At 70.3% G+C, this 22,726-nt stretch carries 18 protein-coding genes; 6 read left to right on the top strand and 12 right to left on the bottom strand.

Features of this window, described 5'->3' with window-relative positions:
- The 10 genes from OG390_RS19055 to OG390_RS19010 form a co-directional block, all read right to left on the bottom strand.
- The gene (locus OG390_RS19055; protein WP_406169458.1) at window positions 1-1,806 is read right to left on the bottom strand and encodes an IucA/IucC family protein; all 1,806 of its coding nucleotides are present in this window, start codon (window positions 1,804-1,806) and stop codon (window positions 1-3) included.
- Entirely contained in the window at window positions 1,803-2,363 is a 561-nt protein-coding gene (locus tag OG390_RS19050; protein WP_406169456.1) for a GNAT family N-acetyltransferase, read from the bottom strand. Before OG390_RS19050 ends, OG390_RS19055 begins: the two co-directional genes overlap by 4 nt.
- On the bottom strand, window positions 2,360-3,637 hold the full coding sequence (locus OG390_RS19045) for a lysine N(6)-hydroxylase/L-ornithine N(5)-oxygenase family protein (protein WP_406169455.1): 1,278 nt from the start codon (window positions 3,635-3,637) through the stop codon (window positions 2,360-2,362). Before OG390_RS19045 ends, OG390_RS19050 begins: the two co-directional genes overlap by 4 nt.
- Window positions 3,621-5,087 carry a lysine decarboxylase DesA gene (desA, locus tag OG390_RS19040; RefSeq protein WP_406169453.1) on the bottom strand — a complete coding sequence of 489 codons (1,467 nt, stop codon included), beginning with the start codon at window positions 5,085-5,087 and terminating at the stop codon, window positions 3,621-3,623. Before desA ends, OG390_RS19045 begins: the two co-directional genes overlap by 17 nt.
- A gap of 284 nt (window positions 5,088-5,371) precedes the next feature.
- Window positions 5,372-6,247 (bottom strand): siderophore-interacting protein, encoded by an 876-nt coding sequence (locus tag OG390_RS19035; RefSeq protein WP_406169451.1) that lies wholly within the window; start codon window positions 6,245-6,247, stop codon window positions 5,372-5,374.
- A 42-nt stretch (window positions 6,248-6,289) separates the two neighbouring features.
- Window positions 6,290-7,339 (bottom strand): ABC transporter substrate-binding protein, encoded by a 1,050-nt coding sequence (locus tag OG390_RS19030; RefSeq protein WP_406169449.1) that lies wholly within the window; start codon window positions 7,337-7,339, stop codon window positions 6,290-6,292.
- A 222-nt stretch (window positions 7,340-7,561) separates the two neighbouring features.
- A complete protein-coding gene (locus OG390_RS19025; protein WP_406169447.1) occupies window positions 7,562-8,728 on the bottom strand; it encodes an acyl-CoA dehydrogenase family protein in 1,167 nt (388 codons plus the stop codon).
- A 5-nt stretch (window positions 8,729-8,733) separates the two neighbouring features.
- Window positions 8,734-9,690 carry a hydroxymethylglutaryl-CoA lyase gene (locus OG390_RS19020; protein WP_406169445.1) on the bottom strand — a complete coding sequence of 319 codons (957 nt, stop codon included), beginning with the start codon at window positions 9,688-9,690 and terminating at the stop codon, window positions 8,734-8,736.
- Entirely contained in the window at window positions 9,687-11,615 is a 1,929-nt protein-coding gene (locus OG390_RS19015) for an acetyl/propionyl/methylcrotonyl-CoA carboxylase subunit alpha (RefSeq protein ID WP_406169443.1), read from the bottom strand. Before OG390_RS19015 ends, OG390_RS19020 begins: the two co-directional genes overlap by 4 nt.
- A 13-nt stretch (window positions 11,616-11,628) precedes the next feature.
- Window positions 11,629-13,245, bottom strand: a complete 1,617-nt coding sequence (locus OG390_RS19010; protein ID WP_406169441.1) for a carboxyl transferase domain-containing protein — start codon at window positions 13,243-13,245, stop codon at window positions 11,629-11,631.
- A gap of 96 nt (window positions 13,246-13,341) precedes the next feature.
- Between OG390_RS19010 and OG390_RS19005 the strand changes: the two genes are divergently transcribed.
- From OG390_RS19005 to OG390_RS18985, 5 genes are all read left to right on the top strand, one after another.
- Complete coding sequence (locus OG390_RS19005; protein WP_406169439.1) at window positions 13,342-13,935, top strand: TetR/AcrR family transcriptional regulator; 594 nt, start codon at window positions 13,342-13,344, stop codon at window positions 13,933-13,935.
- 230 nt (window positions 13,936-14,165) lie between these two features.
- A complete protein-coding gene (locus tag OG390_RS19000) occupies window positions 14,166-15,323 on the top strand; it encodes an acyl-CoA dehydrogenase family protein (RefSeq protein WP_399075010.1) in 1,158 nt (385 codons plus the stop codon).
- Between the two features lie 35 nt (window positions 15,324-15,358).
- Window positions 15,359-16,231, top strand: a complete 873-nt coding sequence (gene tesB / locus OG390_RS18995; RefSeq protein WP_406169437.1) for an acyl-CoA thioesterase II — start codon at window positions 15,359-15,361, stop codon at window positions 16,229-16,231.
- 10 nt (window positions 16,232-16,241) lie between these two features.
- Window positions 16,242-17,213 (top strand): cation diffusion facilitator family transporter, encoded by a 972-nt coding sequence (locus tag OG390_RS18990; RefSeq protein WP_406169435.1) that lies wholly within the window; start codon window positions 16,242-16,244, stop codon window positions 17,211-17,213.
- Between the two features lie 176 nt (window positions 17,214-17,389).
- The gene (locus tag OG390_RS18985) at window positions 17,390-18,070 is read left to right on the top strand and encodes a maleylpyruvate isomerase N-terminal domain-containing protein (protein ID WP_406169433.1); all 681 of its coding nucleotides are present in this window, start codon (window positions 17,390-17,392) and stop codon (window positions 18,068-18,070) included.
- A 56-nt stretch (window positions 18,071-18,126) separates the two neighbouring features.
- Here OG390_RS18985 and OG390_RS18980 read toward each other — a convergent pair whose 3' ends face one another.
- Both OG390_RS18980 and OG390_RS18975 read right to left on the bottom strand, forming a co-directional pair.
- Window positions 18,127-18,915, bottom strand: coding sequence for a phosphatase (locus OG390_RS18980; RefSeq protein ID WP_399075000.1), 789 nt, complete (start codon window positions 18,913-18,915; stop codon window positions 18,127-18,129).
- A 577-nt stretch (window positions 18,916-19,492) separates the two neighbouring features.
- Window positions 19,493-21,019 (bottom strand): PucR family transcriptional regulator ligand-binding domain-containing protein, encoded by a 1,527-nt coding sequence (locus OG390_RS18975; RefSeq protein WP_406169432.1) that lies wholly within the window; start codon window positions 21,017-21,019, stop codon window positions 19,493-19,495.
- 202 nt (window positions 21,020-21,221) lie between these two features.
- On the opposite strand from OG390_RS18975, the gene OG390_RS18970 reads away from it, so the two are divergent.
- The gene (locus tag OG390_RS18970; protein WP_406169431.1) at window positions 21,222-22,682 is read left to right on the top strand and encodes a sodium:solute symporter; all 1,461 of its coding nucleotides are present in this window, start codon (window positions 21,222-21,224) and stop codon (window positions 22,680-22,682) included.
- Window positions 22,683-22,726 lie beyond the last annotated feature (44 nt).

Below are 22,726 nucleotides of genomic sequence, written 5' to 3'. Positions count from 1 at the left end.
TCAGGAGGACCGTCTCCTGAGCCCCGCCCGGCTTCGGAGACCCGCGATCGGGTTCTTCAGGCTGCCCACCAGCTGCAGCGCACCCGACGGATCCGCCAGGTCCACCATCTGCTTGTTGTTGCGCAGCTGGAGGCGGTTGAGGCAGGACAGCGCGAACTCGGGCGCGAACATGTCGTACTGCCGGAATTTGTCGGCGAGTTCGGGCGTCGCGTCCTGGTAGTCGCGTACGGACTCGGCGACCGTCCGCCAGAAGTCGTCCTCGTCGAGGATGCCCTCGTCGGCGAGGTTCGCGGCGAGGAAGCGGAAGAAGCAGTCGAAGACGTCCGTGAAGAGGGACAGGAGTTTCTTGTCCTCGGGGACTTCGACGCGGATCCGCTCGACCGCCGGCGGCAGTACCGCCTGCGGGTCCATGACCGCGATCTCCTCGGCGATGTCCTTGTAGATCGCGCGCTGTACGGCGCCGTCCTTCAGGACCAGGATGACGTTCTCGCCGTGCGGCATGTAGACGAGGTCGTACGCGTAGAAGCTGTGCAGCAACGGCGTGAAGTAGGCGCGCAGATAGCGGCGCAGCCACTCCACCGGCGTCAGCCCCGACTGTTCGATCAGGGCGCCCGCGAAGGACGCGCCCTCGTGGTCGACGTGCGCGAGGGACGCCATGGTCGCCAGGGTCTCGCCCTCCTGGAGCGAGGGCACCGGGCTCTCGCGCCACAGGGCGGCGAGCATTTTGCGGTACGGGGAGCAGCGGTCCGTGGCGGCTTCGTACTCCAGGTGGCGGTAGCCGACCGCGGCACGCTCGCGGATGACCGACAGGCCGGTCGACTTCAACACCGTGTCGTTCTCGACGAGTTGGGCCAGCCAGTCGTTGATCGCCGGGGTCGCCTCCATGTAGGCGGCGGACAGACCGCGCATGAAGCCCATGTTGAGGACGGAGAGCGCCGTTTTGACGTAGTGCTTCTCGGGGTGGGACTGGTTGAAGAACGTCCGGATCGACTGCTGGGCCAGATATTCGTCGTCGCCCTCGCCGAGGCAGACGAGGTGCCGCTGGGCGACCTCGGCCGCGAAGGTCACGGAGAGCTTGTTCCACCACTGCCAGGGGTGGACGGGGATGAGCAGGTAGTCCGCGGGGTCGAGCCCCTGACCGGTGAGGATCGCGGCGAACCGCTCCACCGTCTCCGTGCCCAGCTCCTCGCGCACGAGGGACTCGTAGTCGAGGCCCACCCCCGCCGTGAAGGCGGCCCGCGAGCGGTGTGCGGCCAGCCACACCAGGCGGACCGGGTTCGCGGTCTCGGGGGCGTACGAGAGGTACTCCTGCACCCCGAAGCCGAGCCGTCCGTTGTTGGCGACGAAGCAGGGGTGGCCCTCGGCCATACCGGTCTCGATGGCCTGGAAACCCGAGCGAACCAGCTCACCGACCGGGATCTGAGGCTTGGCCAGCTTGAAGCAGGTGCCCGAGAGAGTGGAGGAGATCTCCTCCAGGTAGACCGGCAGGACCTCGTCGCTCAGGCCGAGGGACTCCTTCAGCTCGATGAAGAAGTCGAGTCCGGCCGGCGGCAGCTCGCCGCCGTCGCGGTGCCGGGTGATCGACTCGGCGTCGACCTGCCAGTGGTCGAGCGAGCGGCGGCGGGCGGTGAAGCGGTAGCGGGTGAGACCGTCGTCGCTGCGGACCTCGTAGCGGCCGTCAGGGAGGCTCTCCGGCGTGATGAGCCGCTCATGGGCGAACTCGGCGAGCGCCTTGCGGACGAGCAGGCGGTTGGCGCGGGCCCAGCGCTCGGGCGACAGATGGGCGACGGCGTCGGCGAGGCTCACGCGGCCACCGCCTGCTCGAACTGCTCCCGGGTGCAGAAGCTCAGCAGCGCCTTCTTTTCCGGCTTCTGGATCTCGCGCTCGGGTACGAAGCCGACGGCTTCGTTGAGGACGTGCACCGCCGTGTTGCGTACGTCGGGCTCGACCACGACGCGCGCGGTCGCCGGGTCGGCGAACAGGTGCTCCAGCACGGCGGTGATCACGGCCCGGGTGAAGCCGTGCACGGGCGTGTCGCTCGGCGCGACGAGGAAGTGCATGCCGACGTCGCCGGGCTGCGGCTCGTACAGGCCGACGAGCTCGACGCGCGCCGGGTCGTAGCGCTCCATGAGGAAGACGGGCTCGCCGTCCAGCAGCCCGAGGAACGCGTCGTGGTACTCGCCGGCCGCGATGGCCATGTACTCGCGCTCCACATCGGGCAGTTTCGCCTCCTGCATCATCCAGAAGGCGGCCTTGGGGTGGGTGACCCAGCCGTGCAAGAGCTCGGCGTCCTCGGTGGGATCGAGCGGGCGGATGGTGAAGGTGCCGATGCCGGTGCTGTTCATGCGGCTCGTGGTGCTCATGCGGCGAACTCCTGGAACGCGATCGTCTTCTCGACCGGGTAGTACTCGGTGCCGAGCAGCTCTCGGATGATGTACGCGTTGCGGTACGCGCCCATGCCCAGGTCCGGGGACGTGATGCTGTGCGTGTGGACGCCGGCGTTCTGGAGGAAGACGCCCCGGCCCGTGGTGTCGATCGAGTAGTTGCGGGCGATGTCGAAGTTGCCCTGTGAGTCGTGGCGCAGCCGGTCCTGGACGGGCTTGAGGAACTCCGGCTCGGCGTAGGAGTAGCCGGTGGCGAGGATCAGGCCCTCGGAGCGCAGCTCGTAGTCCTTCTCCTGCTCCTCCTGGCGCAGGCCCAGCTCGTAGCCGCCGTCCCGGTAAGTGACGGTGTCGAGCGAGGAGTTGGTGAGCAGTCGAGTGGGGACCGGGCCGCCGAGGTTCTTCTGGTAGAGCAGGTCGAAGATCTCGTTGATCAGGTCGCCGTCGATGCCCTTGAACAGGCCCTTCTGCTGGGCCGTGAGGCGGTAGCGGGTCCGCTCCGGCAGCGCGTGGTAGTAGTCGATGTACTCCGGAGAGGTCATCTCCAGCGTGAGTTTCGTGTACTCCAGCGGGAAGAAGCGCGGCGAGCGGGTGACCCAGTTCAGCTGATAGCCGTGGACGTCGATCTCGCTGAGCAGGTCGTAGTAGATCTCGGCGGCGGACTGACCGCTGCCGACCAGTGTGATCGAGTCCTTGCGCTGCAACTCCGCCTTGTGCTGCATGTAGCGGGAGTTGTGGATGAAGTCGCCGCCCAGGCCCGCGCAGGCCTCGGGGAGGTACGGCGGGGTGCCGGTGCCGAGAACCAGGTGGCGGGCGCGGTACACGTCACCGGCCCGCGTCCGTACGAGGTAGAGATCGTCCTCGTACGTCACTTCGGCGACGGTCGTGCTGAAGCGGACGCTGCTCAGTTTCGAGGCCGCCCAGCGGCAGTAGTCGTCGTACTCGACCCGCAGCGGGTAGAAGTTCTCGCGGATGTAGAACGAGTACAGCCGGCTTTTCTCCTTCAGGTAGTTGAGGAAGGAGTACGGCGACGTCGGGTCGGCCAGGGTGACCAGGTCCGACAGGAACGGGGTCTGGAGGTGGGCCCCGTCGAGAAACATGCCCGCGTGCCACTCGAAGTCGGGCTTCGAGTCCAGGAAGACGCCGTCGAGTTCGGCGATGGGCTCGGTGAGGCAGGCGAGGCCGAGGTTGAAGGGCCCGAGCCCGATCCCCAGGAAGTCGTAGGTCTTGTTCGTGGCTTCAGGAAGCGCGGTCAAGGGACTCTCCCAGGTACTGCTCGGCATGGCCGGCGATCAGATCGAGTACGGCGGCGATGTCTTCGGCCGTGGTCTCGGGGTTGAGCAACGTGAACTTCAGGTAGTGGCGCCCGCCGACCTCGGTGCCCGCCACGACGGCGTCACCGGAGGCGAACAGGGCCTTGCGGGCGTACAGGTTGGCGCGGTCGATCTCGGCCGGGTCGGTGACGGCGGCCGGGATGTAGCGGAAGACCAGGGTGGAGAGGGACGGCACGACCACGACGTCGTAGCGCGGGTCGGCGGCCAGCAGCTTCCAGCCCTCCACCGCCAGGTCACAGACCTCGTCGAAGAGTTCGCCGATGCCGTCGGCGCCCATCACGCGCAGCGTCATCCACAGCTTGAGGGCGTCGAAGCGGCGGGTGGTCTGCAGGGACTTGTCCACCTGGTTGGGGATCCGCTCCTGGACCATGCGGCGGGGGTTCAAGTACTCCGCGTGGTAGGTCGCGTGGCGCAGGGTGGAGGCGTCCCGGACGAGCACGGCGGACGAACTCACCGGCTGGAAGAAGGACTTGTGGTAGTCGACGGTGACGGAGTCGGCGCGCTCGATGCCGGCGAGGCGGTCCCGGTTCTTCAGGGAAGTGAGCAGTCCGCAGCCGTAGGCGGCGTCGACGTGCATCCAGGCGCCGAACCGGGCGCACAGTTCCGCGATTTCGGGCAGTGGGTCGATGGAGCCGAAGTCGGTGGTGCCCGCGGTGGCGACGACGGCCATGGGGACGAAGCCGTCAGGCTCGCAGCGCTCCAGCTCGTGGGCGAGGGCGACCGTCTGCAGGCGCTTGTCGTGGTCGACGGGGATCGAGACGACGGAGTCCGCGCTCAGGCCGAGTAGTTCGGCCGATTTCCTGACGCTGAAGTGACTGACCTCGGAGGCGAAGACACGCAGTGTGGCGAGCTTGTCCCCGGGTTCGCCCCCTGCCCGCCCGGGCTTGGCCTCCTCGCGGGCCAGCAGCAGCGCCTGGAGGTTGGACTGCGAGCCGCCGGAGGTGAACACGCCGTCGGCCACCGGGCCGAGGCCGAGCCGCTTGTTGGTCCAGTCGATGAGCTTGCGCTCGATGAGAGTGCCGCCGGCCGACTGGTCCCAGGTGTCCAGTGAGGAGTTGACGGCGGAGAGGACGGCTTCGCCGAGGACGGCAGGGATGACGACCGGGCAGTTGAGGTGCGCGAGGTAGCGCGGGTGGTGGAAGTAGATCGCGTCCCGGAGGTAGACCTCCTCCAGCTCGTCGAGGACCGCGGTGGTGTCGTGCAGTGGGCGGTCCAGGTCGATCTGCTCGATGCGGGGAGCGAGGGCGTCGACCGTGACGCCGGTGAACGGACGGTTGGTGGTGGCGAGTTTGGCCGCCACCCGCTCGATTCCTTCGGTCACGGATCGGCGGTACCGATCCGCGGTCGTGTCATTGAGCAGGTGCGAGCGCATGTGGGGGTCCTCCGGTGGGGACAGTCCGTGCGGGACAGGAGAGGGGCGGAAGTCGAGGACTTCAACTTAGGTTAGCCTAACCTAAGTCGAGTTCGGCGAAACTCGCCCCTCCCGTGACCGGCGTCACTCCCCCCTTTTTTTGGTCGTTCGCCTCCGGGGCGCTCCAGCCGGGGTCGAGAGCCCGACCGTGCTCACCCCTTCGGGCCTCCGCGCTCCCCCACTCTCGGCTTCGCTCGAGCGGGAGGGACCCCCATGCACTCTCGACCCCGGCGCACCCCTGCGGCTCACTCTGTTTTGCGCAGTTGCTCCTCGCTGAGCCCCTGCCGCCAGTAGCCGACGAAGGTGACGCGCCTGCGGTCGATCCCGCGCTCGCGCACGAGATGGCGGCGCAACTCCTTCACCTGACCGGACTCGCCCGCGATCCAGGCGTACGGCGCTTCGGCGGGCGGAAGTCGGGCGGCTCGTACGGCTTCGACGGCCATGGGGGTGGGGGCACCTCCCACGCCGCTGAGGCAGTGGGGGTCGTCGCCGCGTACGAGCCAGGTGATCTCAGCGTCGGCCGCGGTCACCAAGTCCTGGATGTCGCCGGCGTGATGGACCTCCAGCCAGGCGCGGACGCGGGTGTCCGCAGGCAGCGATTCGAGGATGGCCGAGGCGGCGGGCACGGCGGTCTCGTCGCCCCAGATGACTACCAGGTCGGTGTCCTCGGGCGGGCGGAAGCGGATCGCCCTGTTGTCCTCGACCGCCGGGCCGAGCAGGACGACGCGGTCGCCGGCGGACGCTCGGGACGCCCAGAGCGACGCGGGCCCCGCGGGTGTCGCCGCACCCGGCTGCACGCCGTGCAGCGCGAAGTCGATGTCGATCTCGTCGGGGCTGCGCCGCAGGGCGCGCAGGGTGTACGAGCGCATCACCGCCCTTACGTCGTCCGGGAGTTCGTGCCAGCCCTGCCACCAGCTGTCGCCCAGTTCGATGGGGACGACGGGCTCGGGCCGGCCCGGGTGCGGCAGGAAGAGCGACAGGCTCTGGTCGAGTCCGTTGGAGTGGAACGCGTGCAGATCGGGGCCCGCGAAGGTCACCCGGACCAGAGACGGACCGAGCCGCCTCGTCCGTACGACCTGGAGGGTGAAGAAACGGAACGGGGCGGCTACGGCCGTCGTCATCAGTGCTCCTGAGTCAACGTCAGAGGATCACGGCAGGGGAAGTCAGGCGACCTTCTTGGCCTTCTCGATGGCCTCGGCGAGGTTGTCGAGGATCGGGGTGCACTTGTCGTAGGACAGGATCGGCTCGGGCGTGCGCGCGATGACCTGGCCGGCCTTGACGGCGGGCAGCTTCTTCCAGGTGGCCTCGGTGATGTCGGCCGGCTGGATGGTCGAGGAGCGGTCGTCCATGATGATGATGTCGGCCGGGTACTTGTCGACGTTCTCCCAGCTCAGGTTCTCGAACCAGCCGCCGCTGGCCTTCAGGGCGTTGGCCGGTGGCTCGACGATGTTCACGCCGAGCGCCTTGAAGTGCTCCAGGTCGATGGAGAGGTTGGAGCCGGAGACGTAGAAGATGTCCTGGCTCGCGGAGCCGGCCAGCACCTTGATCTCCGGGCGGGCCTTGGCGGCCTTGCGCAGCCGCTCGGCGGCCGTCTCGAACTTCTTCTTCGCCTCGGTGATCTTCGCGGACTTCACATCGGCGCCGAGCGACTCGGCGAGCGCGAGCATGCGCTCCAGCGGCTTGGGCATCTGCACGTCGTAGACGGAGATGCCGACGCTCGGGGCCAGCTTGAGGATCTTGGCCTTGGACTCCCCGGGGACGTACCAGAGGGTGCCCGCGTCGTCGAACATCGTCGAGACGAGGACGTCGGGGGCGAGGCCCGCGTACTTCTCGATGTTGAACTGGCCCCACTCATTGCCGAGGATCGTCACTTTGCTGATGTCCATGTCGCCGGCCTGGACATCGGCCTTGCCGGCCTTGGTCTCCGTCGGGCCGAAGACGCCCTTGACCTCGATGCCGTAGTCGTAGAGCGCGGCGGCGACACCGGTGAACGCGACAATGTTCGCCGGGACCTTGTCCGTCTTCACGGTGGTGCCACGGTCGTCCTCGAAGGTCCAGGGACCGGACTTCTCTGCGGCCTTCGTGGAGTCCGCGCCACCGTTTTTCGAGTCCTTGTCGTCGCCACAGGCGGCGAGGACGGCACCGAGGCCGAGGGCGCCGCCCGCGGCGAGGATGCCGCGACGGGTGAGGTGGGTGGCACGGGCGTTGGACATGAGTGTGACTGCTTTCGGCACGGGGCAGGAACGCCCGCCGGACATGTTCGAAGGTAGGTTAGCCTAACCTAACTTTCTGTCCAGGGCGTGGGGATGCGTCGGGGTGCGCGACGAAACACGACCGGCCTGCGCCCAGGTGGGCACAGGCCGGTCGTGGTGGGGGGTGGGGGTAAGTGGGGGGCGGGGGTGGTGGGTGGTGCCGCCAGTGGTGGGCGGCGGAGGTCAGCCGACCAGCCCCAACTCCCGTGCGATCAGCATCCGCTGCACCTCGCTGGTGCCTTCGCCGATCTCCAGGATTTTGGAGTCGCGCCACATACGGGCCACCGGGTACTCGTTCATGAAGCCGTAGCCGCCGTGGACCTGGGTGGCGTCGCGGGCGTTGTCGACGGCGATCGTGGACGAGTACAGCTTGGCGAGGGCGGCCTCCTTCTTGAAGGGCTCCCCGCTCACCAGACGGGACGCGGCGTCGCGCCACGCCAGGCGGGCCGTGTGGGCCTTCATCTCCATGTCGGCGATCTTGAACTGGATCGCCTGGTTCGCGCCGATCGGCCGTCCGAACGCGTGCCGCTCCTTGGCGTACTTCACCGACTCGTCGACGCAGCCCTGCGCCAGCCCCGTCGCCAGGGCCGCGATGGCGATCCGGCCCTCGTCGAGAATCCGCAGGAACTGGGCGTAGCCGCGGCCCTCCTCGCCGAGCAGGTTGGCGGCCGGGACGCGCACGTCGGAGAAGGACAGCTCGCGGGTGTCGGACGCGTTCCAGCCCACCTTCGAGTACGGCGCCGCGACCGTGAAGCCCGGGGTGCCGGACGGCACGATGATCGAGGAGATCTGCGGCTTGCCGTCGGCCTTGCGGCCGGTGACCGCGGTGACCGTCACCAGTCCCGTGATGTCCGTGCCCGAGTTGGTGATGAAGCACTTGCTCCCGTTGATCACCCACTCGTTCGTCTCGGCGTCGAGCCGGGCCGTCGTACGCGTCGCGCCCGCGTCCGAGCCGCCGTCCGGCTCGGTCAGCCCGAAGGCGCCGAGGATCTCGCCGGAGCAGAGCCGGGGGAGCCACTCGCGCTTCTGCTCCTCGGTGCCGAAGAGGTGGATCGGCATGGCGCCGAGCGAGACGCCCGCCTCCAGGGTGATGGCCACGGAGGAGTCCACCCGGGCGAGCTCCTCCAGGGCGATGCCGAGGGCGAGATAGTCGCCGCCCATGCCGCCGTACTCCTCCGGGAACGGCAGCCCGAACAGGCCCATGCGGCCCATCTCCCGCACGATCTCGTACGGGAACTCGTGCCGCTCGTAGAAGTCGCCGATCTTCGGCGCCACGACGTCGTGGGCGAACTCCTCGACCGTACGGCGGAGTACTTCGAGTTCTGGGGAGAGGCGGTGGTCGAGGGACATGGGGATCACTCCTGGTGGGACTGTGTCGATTTACCGAGTGCTTTGACGGTGCGGGACGGGCTGGGTCGGCCCAGTTGTCCGGCCATCCACACGCTGGTGGCGGTGAGACGGCCGAGGTCGACCCCGGTGTCGATACCGAGGCCCTGGAGCATCCATACGAGGTCTTCGGTGGCGAGGTTGCCGGTCGCGGACTTCGCGTACGGGCAGCCGCCGAGGCCGCCCGCGGAGGCGTCGGCGGTCGTGACGCCGTGCTGCAGCGCGGCCAGGGTGTTGGCGAGCGCCTGGCCGTACGTGTCGTGGAAGTGCACGCCGAGCGCACTGGTCGGCACGCCCTCCTCATTGAGCTCGGCGAGCAGGCTCTGGACGTGGCCCGGCGTCGCCACGCCGATCGTGTCGCCGAGGCTCAGCTCGTCGCAGCCCATGTCCATCAGGGACTTGCAGACGCGGACGACCTGATGGATGGGGACGGCACCCTCCCAGGGGTCGCCGAAGCACATGGAGAGGTAGCCGCGGACGTGCACCTTGTCCGCCTTGGCCCGGGCCACCACCGGCTCGAACATGGCCAGCGCCTCGTCGACGGTCCGGTTGAGGTTGGCCTTCGCGAAGGACTCCGTGGCGCTGGCGAAGACGGCGACGTGGCGGGCGCCGAGGGCGAGGGCGCGGTCGAGTCCTCGCTCGTTCGGCACGAGGACGGGCAGACGTACCCCTGGCAGGTCGCTGATCAGCGGGAACAGCTGTTCCGCGTCCGCCAGTTGGGGCACCCACTTGGGGTGCACGAAGCTGGTGGCCTCAATCGTGGTCAGGCCCGCGTCGGCGAGGCGCCGGACGAACTCCGCCTTGACCTCGGTCGGTACGGTCGCCTTCTCGTTCTGCAGTCCGTCGCGCGCACCGACCTCGTGGATCCGCACCCGGGCGGGCAGGTCCTGGGCCGGTACGGCCATGGGCAGTCCCTGCACGGTCATTCCGCCTCCTCGTGCGGTGCGATCACGGCCAGCACCTGGTCCATGGCGACGGTCGTGCCCGGAGTGACGTCCAGCTCGCTGACGGTCCCGGCGTGCGGCGCGGAGATGACGTGCTCCATCTTCATCGCCTCGACCACCAGCAGGCTCTGCCCGGCGGCCACTTCATCGCCCACGGCGACCTTCACGACGGTCACCGTGCCGGGCATGGGGGCGGTGAGCGAGTCGGCTCCGGCGTGCGCGGCGCCGGTGAGGGAGGCGGCCACGGGGTCGTGGTCGCGCACATGCCAGGCGTCGCCGTCGCGGCCGAGCCAGTCGGCGGCGCGGTGGAAGGTGTGGCGTACGCCGTCCAGGGTCACGGAGACCTGGTCGGTGGTGACGGTGTGGGTGCCGCGAGGGGTGTACTCCACGGGGTCGAGCACCCGCAGGTGGAAGCCCACCGGCTTGGGCGCGCCTCCGAGCCGCCACCCGCTCGGCGCGGAGAAGGGGTCGGTCCAGCCCTCGCCCCGGGGCCGCAGCGCTTCGAGCCGTACGGCGGCCGCGGCCTCGTACACCTCGTCCGGTACGTCGCCGGAGACCAGGGAGTCCGCCTCGCGCTCCACCAGTCCCGTGTCCAACTCGCCCGCGACCACCGCCGGATGGGCCAGCAGACGCCGCAGGAAACCCGCGTTGGTCTGCACCCCCAGCGTGACCGTCTCCGCGAGGGCCGCCCGGAGCTTGCGCAGCGCGGTCGCGCGATCGGGGCCGTAGGCGATGACCTTGGAGAGCATCGGGTCGTAGAGCGAACCGACTTCCGTGCCCTCGCTCAGCCCCGAGTCGGTGCGCAGGCCGTCGCCCTGCGGCTCGCGCAGCGCGAGCACCGTGCCGCCGGAGGGGAGGAACCCGCGCGCGGGGTCCTCGGCGCAGACGCGGGCCTCCACGGCATGCCCCGTCAGCGTGATGTCCTGCTGTCCGTACGGCAGTCGCTCGCCCGCCGCCACCCGGAGCTGCCACTCCACCAGGTCGACACCCGTGATCAGCTCGGTGACCGGGTGCTCCACCTGGAGGCGGGTGTTCATCTCCATGAAGTAGTACGACGACGGGTCGCCGCCCGGCACGATGAACTCCACCGTGCCAGCGCCCCGGTAGCCGCAGGAGCGGGCCGCCTGGACCGCCGCCTCGCCCATCGCGGCGCGCGTGGCCTCGTCGAGGAGCACGCTCGGCGCCTCCTCGATGATCTTCTGGTGGCGGCGCTGGAGGGAGCACTCGCGCTCGCCCAGGTGCACGACATTGCCGTGGCCGTCCGCCAGGACCTGGATCTCGATGTGCCGGGGGCGGTCGATCCAGCGCTCGACGAGCAGGGTGTCGTCGCCGAAGGAGGCGCGGGCCTCGCGGCGGGCGGCCGCGATCTCGTCGGCGAGCAGCGCCTCGACCCGCACGAGCCGCATGCCCTTGCCGCCGCCGCCCGCCGAGGGCTTCAGCAGCACCGGCACACCGATCTCCCGAGCCGCGTCGGCCAACTCCGCGTCGGTGAGCCCGCTGCCGCTCGAACCCGGCACCACGGGGACCCCGGCCGCCTGCACCGTCTCCTTGGCGCGGATCTTGTCGCCCATCAGGGAGATCGCTTCGGCAGGTGGTCCGATGAAGACGAGCCCGGCGTCGGCGCAGGCGCGCGCGAAGGACGCGTTCTCCGCGAGGAAGCCGTAGCCCGGGTGCACGGCCTGCGCTCCCGTCCGAGCCGCCGCCTCCAGGAGCCGCTGCACGGACAGATAGCTCTCGGCCGCCGGCGCGGGGCCGATCCGTACCGCCGTGTCCGCCTCGCGGACATGCCGGGCGTCCGCGTCGGCGTCGGAGAAGACGGCCACGGAGCGCACGCCCAGCGACCGCAGCGTACGGATGACCCGGACCGCGATCTCGCCCCGGTTGGCCACAAGAACGGTGTCGAACATGGTCAGAGGTCCCTCACATCCGGAAGACGCCGAACTGGGGGTCACCCAGGGGCGCGTTGGCGCAGGCGGTCAGGGCGAGACCCAGCACCTGCCGGGTCTCCATCGGGTCGATCACGCCGTCGTCCCAGAGCCGGGCCGTCGCGTAGTAGGCGTTCCCCTGGTGCTCGTACTGTGCGCGGATCGGGTCCTTGAAGGCCTCTTCCTCCTCGACGGGCCAGGACTCGCCGCGCGCCTCCAACTGGTCGCGCTTGACGGTCGCGAGGACCGACGCGGCCTGCTCGCCGCCCATCACGGAGATCTTGGCGTTGGGCCACATCCACAGGAAGCGCGGCGAGTACGCCCGGCCGCACATCGAGTAGTTGCCCGCGCCGTACGAGCCGCCGATCACGACCGTGAGTTTGGGGACCCTCGTACACGCCACGGCCGTCACCATCTTGGCGCCGTGCTTGGCGATGCCACCGGCCTCGTACTGGCGCCCGACCATGAACCCGGAGATGTTCTGCAGGAACACCAGCGGGATGCCGCGCTGGTCGCACAGCTCGATGAAGTGGGCGCCCTTCTGGGCGGACTCGGAGAACAGGATGCCGTTGTTGGCGACGATGCCGACCGGGTGCCCGTGGATCCGGGCGAAGCCGGTGATCAGGGTCTGCCCGAACTCCGCCTTGAACTCGGCGAAACGCGAACCGTCGACCACGCGCGCGATGACCTCGCGCACGTCATAGGGGGTGCGGGAGTCGACCGGCACCGCCCCGTACAGCCCGTACGGGTCCACCTTCGGCTCGACGGTCGGCTCGACCGACCAGGGCAGCGGTCCGCGGGCGGGAAGGGTGGCCGCGATGTTCCGTACGATCCGCAGCGCGTGGGCGTCGTCCTCCGCCAGGTGGTCGGTGACACCCGACACGCGCGCGTGGACCTCGCCGCCGCCCAGCTCCTCGGCCGTGACGACCTCGCCGGTGGCGGCCTTCACCAGGGGTGGGCCGCCGAGGAAGATCGTGCCCTGGTTGCGCACGATCACGGCCTCGTCGCTCATGGCCGGGACGTAGGCGCCGCCCGCCGTGCAGGACCCGAGGACGGCCGCGATCTGCGGGATGCCGGCGCCCGACATCCGCGCCTGGTTGTAGAAGATCCGCCCGAAGTGCTCGCGGTCGGGGAAGACCTCGTCCTGCATCGGCAGGAAGGCGCCCCCGGAGTCGACGAGGTACACACAGGGGAGGCGGTTTTCGAGGGCCACCTCCTGGGCGCGCAGGTGCTTCTTCACCGTCATCGGGTAGTACGTGCCGCCCTTGACGGTGGCGTCGTTGGCGACGATCACGCACTCGCGCCCGCTGACCCGGCCGATCCCGGCGATCACGCCGGCGGCCGGGGCCTGCCCGTCGTACATTCCGTCAGCGGCGAGGGGCGCCAGCTCCAGGAAGGGTGATCCTGGGTCGAGGAGGGTGTCCACGCGGTCGCGCGGGAGCAGCTTCCCGCGCGCGGTGTGCCTCTCCCGGGCCCGCTCACCGCCGCCGAGCCGGGCCGCGGCCAGCTTCTGCCGCAGCTCCTCGCCCAGCGCGCGGTGCGCCGCCTCATTGGCCCGCCAGGCCTCCGACGCGGGGTCTGCCGCGCTCGTCAGCTCCGGTGCCTCGTGCATCCTGCGGTCCCCTCACCAGTGGTCCACCAGTTAATGAGCGTTAACGCATTTCCTTCAGGTTAACGACCGCTAACCTCCCTGTCTAGAATTGCTTTCATGGCCACCAGAACCGACGCCCCCACCCGCCGCGAGCAGATCCTCAAGGAGGCCGCGCGGCTCTTCGCCGAGCGTGGCTTCCACGGTGTCGGCGTGGACGAGATAGGAGCGGCCGTCGGCATCAGCGGCCCCGGTCTTTACCGGCACTTCGCCGGCAAGGACGCGATGCTCGCCGAGCTGCTGGTGGGGATCAGCGGGCAGCTGCTGACGGGGGGCAAGCGACGGGTGGCGGAGGCCGACGGGAGCCCCGAGGGGCTCCTCGACTCGCTCATCGAGGGGCACATCGACTTCGCGCTCGACGACCGCCCCCTGATCACCCTGCACGACCGCGAGCTGGACCGCCTCCGGGACAGCGACCGCAAGCTCGTACGCCAGCTCCAGCGGCAGTACGTCGAGCTGTGGGTGGAGGTCGTGCGCGAGGTCTACCCCGGGCTGACCGAGCCTGCCGCCCGCTCGGCGGTGCACTCGGTCTTCGGGCTGCTGAACTCGACGCCGCACCTGGGCCGCCCCGGGTCCCTGCCGGGCCGTGGGGCGACCGCGGCGCTGCTGCACCGGATGGCCCGGGGGGCGTTCGCGGCTGTCGGAACCGACTGAGGCCGACGGCCGCCGACCGCCCCGGCATCGTCGACCACCTCGGCACCGCCGGCCGCCTGGGCGCCGCCGGTCTGCGCCGTCGCGGGTGCTCGCCGCTGCGGCGGTGCTTGAGGGGGTGGCGGAGGTGACGAGCGTCTCGTACTGGTTGCTCTGGACGACCGTCGTGACTGGCGGGTAACGTGCTGTCTGAGCAAGCGCTTAGACAGAAACCCCAGGTGGAGGTGGCGGCGGTGCGCCGTACTGTGTTCAACGAGGACCACGAGGCGTTCCGGGAGACCCTGCGCGCCTTCATCGAGGCCGAGGTCGTCCCGGTCTACGACGAGTGGTTCGCGGCCGGCCAGGCGCCGCGCGACTTCTACTACAAGCTCGCCGAGCTCGGCGTCTTCGGCATCCGCGTCGACGAGGAGTTCGGCGGCGCCGGCATCGACTCGTACAAGTTCGAAGCCGTGATGTACGAGGAGACCGCCCGCGCCGGTGTCCAGTTCGGTGGCTCCGGCGTGCACGTGCTGCTCGGCCTGCCCTACATAAAGATGCTCGCCAGCGACGAGCAGAAGAAGCGCTTCCTGCCGAAGTTCGTCTCCGGCGAGGAGATGTGGGCCCTCGCGATGACCGAGCCGGGCACCGGCTCCGACCTCGCGGGCATGAAGACCACCGCCAAGCTCTCCGAGGACGGCACGCACTACGTCCTCAACGGCGCCAAGACCTTCATCACCGGCGGCGTCCACGCCGACCGCGTCATCGTCTGCGCCCGCACCTCCGCGCCCACGGCCGAGGACCGCCGCTTCGGCATCTCCCTGTTCGCCGTGGACACCAAGGCCGAGGGCTACTCCATCGGCCGCAAGCTCGACAAGCTCGGCCTGAAGACCTCCGACACCGCCGAGCTGGCGTTCGTCGACGTCAAGGTTCCGGTCGAGGACCTCCTCGGCGAGGAGAACAAGGGCTTCTACTACCTCGGCCACAACCTGGCCTCCGAGCGCTGGGGTATCGCCTTCGGCGCCTACGCGCAGGCCAAGGCCGCCGTCCGGTTCGCCAAGGAGTACGTCCAGGAGCGCACCGTCTTCGGCAAGACCGTCGCCTCCTTCCAGAACACCAAGTTCGAGCTGGCCGCCTGCCAGGCCGAGGTGGACGCCGCCGAGGCGGTCGCCGACCGCGCCCTGGAGGCCCTCGACGCGGGCGAGCTCACCCCGGCCGAGGCCGCCAGCGCCAAGCTGTTCTGCACCGAGGTCGCGCACCGCGTCATCGACCGCTGCCTCCAGCTGCACGGCGGCTACGGCTTCATGAACGAGTACCCGATCGCCCGCCTGTACGCGGACAACCGCGTCAACCGCATCTACGGCGGCACCAGCGAGATCATGAAGACGATCATCGCCAAGGACATGGGCCTGTAAGGTCCGCGAAAAAAGTTCACGATACAACTGACGTCATGAGTCAGGCACTTCAGTCACTGCTCGACCTGCTCGACCTGGAGCGGATCGAGCAGGACATTTTCCGCGGCCGGTCCCGCTCCGCCGTCGTCCCCCGCGTCTTCGGGGGACAGGTGGCGGCGCAGGCACTGGTCGCCGCGGGGCGCACAGTCCCCGAGGACCGGTTGGCGCACTCCCTGCACGCGTACTTCCTGCGTGCGGGGGACCCCGGCGCGCCCATCGTGTACTCGGTGGACCGCATCCGCGACGGCCGTTCCTTCACCACACGCCGGGTGGTCGCGGTCCAGCACGGACAGCCGATCTTCCATCTCTCCGCGTCGTTCCAGACGTACGAGGAGGGCATGGAGCACCAGGCCGAGATGCCGCCCGCACCCGACCCGGAGACGCTGCCCACGGCCGCCGAACTGCTGCCGCGGTACGCCGACGTCTTCTCGGACCCGGTCGTCGCGGAGCGTCTGCTGGAGGCCCGCGAGTCCGTCGATCTGCGCTACGTCGACGCGCCACCGTACGGCACCGTCGGCGAGGTGCGCGAGCCGCGCTCCCAGGTGTGGTTCCGCACGAACGGCAAGCTGGCCGACGACCCGCTCCTGCACGTCGTCCTCGCCACCTACGTCTCCGACATGACGCTGCTGGACTCCATCCTGCTCGCGCACGGGCGCGGCGGCTGGGTGACCGGCGATGTCGTCGGGGCCTCGCTGGACCACGCCATGTGGTTCCACCGCCCGTTCCGCGCCGACGAATGGCTGCTGTACGACCAGGAGTCGCCGTCCGCGTCGGGCGGACGCGGACTCGGCCAGGCCCGCATCTACACGCAGGACGGCCGGCTGGCCATTTCGGTGATCCAGGAGGGCGTGGTCCGGATCCCCAGGTAAGACTGAGCCTATGGCTGAAGCGGCAGAGCAGAACGGCGGCGGCGAGAGCACCTTCACGGTGATCGTCGCCGCCGTCGCCAATCTGGGGATCGCGCTGGCGAAGGCCGTCGCCGGAGTGATCAGCGGATCCAGCGCGATGCTGTCCGAGGCCGCGCACTCCGTCGCCGACACCGTCACCGAGGTGCTGCTGCTCACCGCGCTGAAGCGCAGCGAGAAACCGGCGGACGAGGACCATCCGCTCGGCTACGGCCCGGAGCGGTACATCTGGGCGATGCTCGCGGCGGTCGCGACCTTCGTCGGCGGCGCGGTGTTCTCGATCTACGACGGCATCCACACCCTCGTGGCGGGCGAGAAGCCGGGCGGTCCTCTGGTCTCCTACATCGTGCTCGCGGTCGCGTTCGTGCTGGAGGCCTTTTCGCTGCGGACCGGGGTACGGCAGGCGCGGGGCGAGGCGGCGCGCCTCGGGGCGCCCTTCAAGAGATACCTGCGCCACACGCCGGACACCGCCGTGAAGGCCGTGCTCATGGAGGACTCGGCCGCGCTGATCGGTCTCGTGTTCGCCGCGGGCGGCCTGCTCGGCGGCCAGCTCACCGGCTCCGGCGTCTGGGACGGCATCGCGTCGCTGTGCATCGGCGCACTCCTGCTGTACGTCGCCTGGGTGCTGGGCCGTTCCAACGCCGAGCTGCTGATCGGGCGGCCGTTGCCCAAGCCGATGCGGGAGCGGATCCGGGCCGAACTGCTGGCCGTGGAGCACGTGGAGGCCGTACTGGAGCTGACGACGCTGGTGCAGGGGCCACGGGAGGCGCTGATCGCGGCCAAGGTCGACTTCAGGGACGTGTCGACCGCGGCCCAGATCGAATGGGCCTGTGAGCAGGCGGAACAGCGGCTGCGGGAGGTGTTCCCGGCGGTGATCCGGGTGTATCTGGATCCGACGCCGGGGTATGCGCAGCGGCGGACGGAAGGGCTGAATCCCTGGCCGTGATGGGCCGGTTGAGGTAAGCCCGCGGTCCAGTTGTGCGGGGTCCCGCGGGTTCCGTGGTCCCGCGGGTCCTGTGGTCTCGCGGGTCCCGTGGTCCAGTTGTACGGGATTGGATCTGGGCCGGGCCGGGAGCGGGTGCGAGGATCGACGGCCTCACGTCGCGGACCCGAGGGGGCGGTATGAGCCGTACGGAAGAGTCGTGGAACTGGCGCGCGGGACGGATCCGGGAGGCCTTCCTGGAGGCGGCCGGGACCGTGGCCGAGCTGGTCGCCGAGCCGGCCGTCGCGGCAGCCTGGGGAAAGCCCAGCGCGCTGCGGGACTTCAGCGTCGGGGGCCTGGCCGGGCACACCGCATGGCAGGAACTGGCCCTTCCGGAGCTGCTCGCGGAGCCGGAGCCCAGGGAACCCGTGGTGTCCCTGCGGGAGTACTACCTGGAGCGGGTGACCTGGCTGGACGCCGGTGTCGACGGCGCGGTCAATGTGCGGATCCGCAAAGGGGGCGAGGCGACGGCCGTCGACGGGCACGGGGCGCTCCTCGCGCGGGTGCGGGAGGCGGTCGGGTGGCTGGACGCCGAACTTCCCCAGGTGCCCGCCGGGCGGGCGATCCGGATGACGTCGTGGGGCGACTGGTCCCTCGACCTCGACGACTTCCTGCTCACCCGGCTGATGGAACTGGTCGTCCACGCCGATGACTTGGCGTGCAGCGTGGGTCTGCCGACCCCGGAGTTCCCCGAGCGCGTGACCGCGCCCGTGGTCGAGCTGCTCGCCCGGCTGGCGGTGCGCCGGCACGGGGCGGTGGACGTGATCCGGGGGCTCGCCCGCGTGGAGCGTGCCCCCGCGTCGATCGCCGGGCTCCAGTAAGGACTTGGACGGGAACTGGACGTGGCCTGCCGGGACTTGGGCGGAGCTTGCGGGACTTACGCGAGTCCCGCTGCCGCGAGCAGGTACGCCGTCATCGGGTCGTAGAACCGGGGGCTCTTGACGTGGTCGTCCAGGGGGATCGTCACCTGGACGGTGCCTTCCGCCTCGGCGAGGAACAGGGCGGGGTCGTTGCAGTCGGCGTAGCCGATGGAGTCGAGGCCGAGTTGGCCGGCGCAGCCCGCCCAGCCGTGGTCGGCGACGACCAGGTCGGGCAGGGGGCGGCCCTCCCGCTCCAGGCCGGTGAGGATCGCGCGCATCGGCTCACCCGAGTGGGTGTGCCACAGCGTGGCGCCGTGTTCCAGGACCGCGACGTCCGCGAACTGGAAGACGTACCCCTCGTCCGTCTGCAGCCCGTCCGGGATGACGACGATCTCGCAGCCGGCGGTGCGCAGGGCGGCGGCGGTGGCGCGGTGCACGTCGAGGAGGCCGCCGGGGTGGCCGGTGGCGAACAGCACCCGCTGCTCGCCGTCCGCCGCCTTGCGCAGCCGGGCCGCGGCACGCTCCAGGGCGTCAACCGTCAGCTCCGGGTCGATGGTGTCCTGCCCGTACCGGTACTCCGGGTCGTCGCTCACGCCGCACCGCTCCGCCATCACCGCGAGGACGTCCTGCTCGTCGGTCCAGCGGTCCCCGAGCTCCAGGCCGAGCCAGAAATTGCGGTCGCCGTTCGCGAGCTTGCGGTAGTGGGAGAGGTTGTTCTCGCGGGGCGTGGCTACGTCGCCCGCGATACGGGTCGTTACGAGGTGTTCGACGAGCTCGGCGCGGCTGGGGGTCCCGGGTATCGGCATGCCCCCCATTGTGCCGGTGCGCTCCGTTCCTCGGGCGAGTGTCCTGAACCGTGGGACACGGGTCACTCGGCGGTACGGCGCGGGGCGGATGCGGGGTGTCTTGTCGCCGCCGCCCGCTGCGGATGCTCCCCGCCGCTCCGCAGCGGTGCCTCTCTCTGGCTCGGGTGCCTTGTCACCGCCTCCTGCCGCGGGCGCTCCCCGCCGCTCCGCGGCGGTGCTTCCCTCTGGGCTCGGGTGCCTTGTTACCGCCTCCTGCCGCGGGCGCTCCCCGCCGCTCCGCGGCGGTGTTTCCCACCCACCCGCCCGACTCGGTCACTTGGAAAGCCGGCCTCGCGGCCTCGCGGCCTCGCGGCCTCGCGGCCTCGCGGCCTCGCGGCCTCGCGGCCTCGCGGCCTCGCGGCCTCGCGGCCTCGCGGCCTCGCGGCCTCGCGGCCTCATGGGCTTGCGGCCTTGCGGCCTCATGGCCTTGCGGGCTTGCAACCTCGCGGCCTCTTGGCCTCTTGGCCCCGAGCTGGAGCTCTCGCCCGCTGGCCCCCCGCGCCCCCGGCGCCTCGCGCCCCCTGGCCCCCGCGCCCCGTCACCCCTCCCGCAACGCAAACCACAACTCCATCCGTACATCAGGGTCGTCGAGGTCCGCCCCCAGCAACGCCCCGCACCGTGCGATGCGTTGGCGGACGGTGTTGCGGTGGACGGAGAGGGCCACGGCTGTGCGGTCCCAACTGCCGTGCAGGGAGAGCCAGGTGCGGAGGGTTTCGGTGAGGGCGGGGGTAGCGGCGATGGGAGCGAGGAGGGCGCGGGCGTGGGTCTCGGCGTCGGCCGGGGGGACGAGGTCCGCGAGGGCGGGGCGCTCGCCGTGGCGGACCAGCGGTGCCCGGGTCGCGCGGGCCCGGGCCAGGGCGCGGGCCGCCTGGGTGTCGGCGGCCGCCCACTCGTGCGGGCCGACCGGTGCGCTGACCCCGCACGTCCAGCCCGCCTGCACGGTGGGCTCGCGGTCGCCGGGCATGAGGACGCGTACGACGTCGCCGCCCGCGTCGACCAGCGTGGAACCCAGCGCCGCCCCCAGCGCGGACGCGGCGACGGCGTCCGGTGCGGGGCCGTCCCCGGCGGGGCGCGCGTGCACGACGACCCATCGTTCGCCGCCGAGGAGCGGCGCCACGTCCTCGGGGGAGGCGCCCAGCAGTACGCGCACGAGCGCCGCGAGCCGCGCCGCCCCGCTCCCGCTCCGGTGCTCTCCGGTGAGCAGCGAGAGCAGGACCGATGCCACGGAGGCGATGGTGTGGTCGCCGGGTTCCCGGTGCGGAGCCCCGACCCCGAGCACGAAGCCCTGCCCGGCCCCGAGGGCGTAGGCGGAGAGATGGACACCGCCGACGGTGTCGGTGGCCGAGGAGGGAGCGGTTCTCCCCTCCCCGGGTCGCACGACGGCGGCCAGCTCGGCGAGGGCCCGTGCCACGGGGGTACTCCCGGACGGGGCCGCCTCGGCCACCCTCCCGGCCCGGGCCAGTTCGACCCCGTCCGGCCCGTACAGCACCGTCCAGCCCCCCACCCGCTGCGCCAGCTGTCGCAGCACCGCCGGTACCGGGTCCGGGCGGGCCGCGGCCGCCGCCAGGCTCTGCTGGGCCTCCGTGACGCGGCGCAGTTCCGCCAGGCGGGCCTGGGCCATGAGTTGCCAGACGGCGCGGGCCACGCCGGAGAAGGTGGTCTGGGGTGGGACCTCCAGGAGAGGGAGGCCGTGCGCGTCGCAGGCCGCGACCAGTGCCCTCGGAACCGTGTCGTGGACCGGGGCCAGGCCGAAGCCGAGTGCCGCGCCGCCCGCCGCGACGATGCGGGACACGTAGTCGTCGAAATACGTGCCCGAACCCGCCGCGTCGGGGATGTGGACCCCGGCGCTCAGGAGCAGCTCGCCGCCCAGCAGATACGGGTACGGGTCGGCCATCTCCGACGTGTGCGCCCAGTGGATCACGGTGCGCGGGTCCGACGGGCCCGCGATCTGGCGCAGGCCCAGGTCCTCCCGCGCCAGGAGAGCGGAAAGCGGGACCGGTGGGGTCGGTGGGACAGGTGGGGCGGACGGGTTGGATGTGTCCGGCATGGTGGACGTTCCCTCCATCCGGTTCAGCGGCAGTGGATGAAACGTACACTTCAGAGTCGCTTTCCGGCCACCTAGGGTCAGTGACGTCGGCAGCCGCGGGTACGGGCGTATGTCCCCGCGATCCGCTGCCGGTCTCCCGGCCGGACATCGCTCCCGGCCGCGTCCCCCCGGTTTACATCTGCACGACACGCCACCGAGAGTGCGCGAAGGAGGGCCCCACATGGCCGTCGACTACACAGTGATCGTCGTCTATCTGGCCGGCATGCTGGCCATGGGCTGGTGGGGCATGCGCCGCGCCAAGTCCAAGAGTGAGTTCCTCGTGGCGGGCCGACGGCTCGGCCCCGCCATGTACTCCGGGACCATGGCCGCCATCGTCCTCGGTGGCGCGTCCACCATCGGCGGCGTCGGGCTGGGGTACCAGTACGGGCTCTCGGGCGCCTGGATGGTGTTCACCATCGGCCTCGGGCTTCTCGCCCTCTCCGTGTTCTTCTCCGCCCGTATCGCCCGCCTGAAGGTCTACACCGTCTCCGAGATGCTGGACCTGCGCTACGGCGGCCGGGCCGGGGTCATCTCCGGCGTCGTCATGTGGGCGTACACCCTCATGCTCGCGGTCACCTCGACCATCGCGTACGCCACGATCTTCGACGTCCTCTTCGACATGAACCGGACGCTCGCGATCATCCTCGGCGGCTCGATCGTCGTCGCGTACTCGACGCTCGGCGGCATGTGGTCGATCACCCTCACCGACATGGTGCAGTTCGTCGTCAAGACCGTGGGTGTGCTGCTGCTCCTGCTCCCCATCGCCGTCATCAAGGCCGGCGGGTTCAGCGAGATGAAGGCCAAGCTGCCCACCGAGTACTTCGACCCGCTGGGCATCGGCGGCGAGACGATCTTCACGTACGTGCTGATCTACACGTTCGGCATGCTGATCGGCCAGGACATCTGGCAGCGCGTCTTCACCGCCCGCAGCGACAAGACTGCCAAGTGGGGCGGCACCGTCGCGGGTACCTACTGCCTGGTGTACGCCCTCGCCGGCGCCGTCATCGGTACGGCGGCCAAGGTGATGTACCCGACGCTGCCCAACACCGACACCGCCTTCGCCACCATCGTCAAGGACGAACTTCCGGTCGGCGTACGAGGGTTGGTGCTCGCCGCGGCGCTCGCGGCCGTCATGTCCACCTCCTCCGGTGCCCTCATCGCCTGCGCCACCGTCGCCAACAACGACATCTGGGCGAAGCTGCGCGGGGTGGTGAAGCGCGACGGTGAGGAGCACGACGAGGTCAAGGGCAACCGCGCCTTCATCCTGATCATGGGTGTCGCGGTGATCTGTACGGCGATCGCGCTCAACAATGTCGTAGAGGCGCTGACCGTCGCGTACAACCTGCTCGTCGGCGGTCTGCTCGTGCCGATCCTCGGCGGACTGCTGTGGAAGCGCGGCACGGCGGCCGGCGCGCTCGCCTCCGTCGTCGCCGGCGGCCTCGCGGTCATCGGCCTGATGGCGACGTACGGCATCCTGGCGAACGAGCCGGTCTACTACGGGCTGTTGTCCTCGCTCGCCGCCTATGTGGTGGTGTCGCTGTCCACCAAGCCGACCGAGGCAGCCGTACTGGCCGCCTGGCGCGAGCGCCTCGCGGGTCGCACCCCCGAACCCTTGCCCGAACCGGTCCCGGCCCACCAGTAGAGTCGTCCTAGTAGCACATTGGTGTGCATAGCTGTACATACGCG

Source organism: Streptomyces sp. NBC_00996 (assembly GCF_045162675.1).
Lineage (GTDB): Bacteria > Actinomycetota > Actinomycetes > Streptomycetales > Streptomycetaceae > Streptomyces.
Note: the sequence above shows the minus strand (reverse complement) of the source record. Positions and strands in the feature narration are given on the sequence as shown.

Coding starts and splice junctions, on each gene's coding strand:
- OG390_RS19050 (WP_406169456.1), bottom strand. CDS start 2,363: ATGAGCACCACGAGCCGCATGAACAGCACCGGCATCGGCACCTTCACC.
- desA (WP_406169453.1), bottom strand. CDS start 5,087: ATGCGCTCGCACCTGCTCAATGACACGACCGCGGATCGGTACCGCCGA.
- OG390_RS19035 (WP_406169451.1), bottom strand. CDS start 6,247: ATGACGACGGCCGTAGCCGCCCCGTTCCGTTTCTTCACCCTCCAGGTC.
- OG390_RS19030 (WP_406169449.1), bottom strand. CDS start 7,339: ATGTCCAACGCCCGTGCCACCCACCTCACCCGTCGCGGCATCCTCGCC.
- OG390_RS19025 (WP_406169447.1), bottom strand. CDS start 8,728: ATGTCCCTCGACCACCGCCTCTCCCCAGAACTCGAAGTACTCCGCCGT.
- OG390_RS19020 (WP_406169445.1), bottom strand. CDS start 9,690: ATGACCGTGCAGGGACTGCCCATGGCCGTACCGGCCCAGGACCTGCCC.
- OG390_RS19015 (WP_406169443.1), bottom strand. CDS start 11,615: ATGTTCGACACCGTTCTTGTGGCCAACCGGGGCGAGATCGCGGTCCGG.
- OG390_RS19010 (WP_406169441.1), bottom strand. CDS start 13,245: ATGCACGAGGCACCGGAGCTGACGAGCGCGGCAGACCCCGCGTCGGAG.
- OG390_RS19005 (WP_406169439.1), top strand. CDS start 13,342: ATGGCCACCAGAACCGACGCCCCCACCCGCCGCGAGCAGATCCTCAAG.
- tesB (WP_406169437.1), top strand. CDS start 15,359: ATGAGTCAGGCACTTCAGTCACTGCTCGACCTGCTCGACCTGGAGCGG.
- OG390_RS18990 (WP_406169435.1), top strand. CDS start 16,242: ATGGCTGAAGCGGCAGAGCAGAACGGCGGCGGCGAGAGCACCTTCACG.
- OG390_RS18985 (WP_406169433.1), top strand. CDS start 17,390: ATGAGCCGTACGGAAGAGTCGTGGAACTGGCGCGCGGGACGGATCCGG.
- OG390_RS18980 (WP_399075000.1), bottom strand. CDS start 18,915: ATGCCGATACCCGGGACCCCCAGCCGCGCCGAGCTCGTCGAACACCTC.
- OG390_RS18975 (WP_406169432.1), bottom strand. CDS start 21,019: ATGGAGGGAACGTCCACCATGCCGGACACATCCAACCCGTCCGCCCCA.
- OG390_RS18970 (WP_406169431.1), top strand. CDS start 21,222: ATGGCCGTCGACTACACAGTGATCGTCGTCTATCTGGCCGGCATGCTG.